Here is a 1,276-nt window from a genome sequence, read left to right as displayed (position 1 = left end):
GCCGTCTCGCGCAGGACGTCCCGGGTGTACTCGAACTCCTCGGTGAGCCGTACCGCCTCCACCAGCAGGACGCCGTACGGGCGCGAGGTGTCGGTGATCGGCAGCGGGGACTCCTCCGCCGCCTCGGCCACCCGGTCGAAGGCCTCGCGGGACGCGTGCGTCAGCTCCCGCAGCCGGTCGGTCTGTTCGTGGAGCCGGTCCTCGTCCAGCTCGACGAGCAGCTCGGCGGTACCGGCGAGCGTGGCCAGGAAGTCGCCGTAGCGGCGCAGGAACCGGCTGTGATCGGCGCCGTCGTCCGCATCGTGCCAGTGGTGCAGGCTGTGCACGAGGGACGTGAGCTGGTGGGAGACCCGCTCCAGGGCGCGCAGCACGGTGTCGTACCCGGAGAAGCCGGAGGGGCGCCGCCGGTAGCGGGGCAGCAGCCGGCGCGGGTTGTAGACGAGGCTCTCCCGGGCGCTGCGGGCGGAGGCGCGTGCCTGGTCGACCACCGGGCCCAGCTCCGCCGCCAGGCCCTCCCAGGAGGAGGTGTGCTCCCGGTCGAGCGTGCCCCGGCACAGCGCCGGGTGCATGTCCTCCAGCAGCCGGTGCAGTTCCCGGGCGAGGGTGCGCAGCCCGTACTCGGCGCCGCGGTACCGCATCGGCGGCATGACCAGCAGGTTCACCAGGGTGCCCACCGCACAGCCGAGCAGCACCAGGACGGCCAGGGTGCCGAGCTGTTCGAGGCGTTCGCCGGGCGTGCGGGTGGCGACGTAGACGGAGAAGGCGAAGAACGCGGCCGTCGCCACCTGGGTGCCCTGGGCGCCCAGCCGGGGCCACTGCGCGATGGCCAGCGCGAGCAGCGCCACCACGGCGAAGGTGACCACCCCGCCGCCGGTCAGGAACCCGAGCACGCCCTGCATGCCGACCCCGGCCACCGCCGCGGCCGTGTACTGCAGGGAGTCCACCAGGGAGCGGTAGACCGTCGCCCGCATCATCCACACCGCGGCGAACGGGGCGAAGGCGGGAGAGGAGGCGTGCAGCAGGGAGTGCGCGATCCACCAGGCCAGGGTGGCCGCCAGCGTGCCCTTGAGCACGAGCAGCACCATGTCCTGCTCATGGCCCCCGGAGCGTACGCGCAGCAGCCACTGCCGGAGCCGTACCAGCCGGTTCTCCGTGGTGGCCTGCGCGTCGCCCATCGCCGGTCCCTCCTCCCGTGCACCCGCGGCGCGCCTCCGTGCCGCCGGGACGGCTGCCGCCGTCCGCTGGGTATCACCGCTCCGGGAGGAGGAAACACCCG

Annotated in this window: 1 protein-coding gene; it reads right to left on the bottom strand. The window is 73.9% G+C overall.

Annotated features, from left to right (window positions below; translation table 11 throughout):
- A partial coding sequence (locus tag HOY81_RS27000) for an aromatic acid exporter family protein (RefSeq protein ID WP_237323337.1) occupies nucleotides 1-1,175 on the bottom strand: 1,175 nt, incomplete at its 3' end.
- Nucleotides 1,176-1,276 lie beyond the last annotated feature (101 nt).

The organism is Streptomyces sp. JJ36 (genome assembly GCF_021696945.1).
Lineage (GTDB): Bacteria > Actinomycetota > Actinomycetes > Streptomycetales > Streptomycetaceae > Streptomyces.
This window is presented reverse-complemented; position numbering and strand designations above follow the sequence as displayed.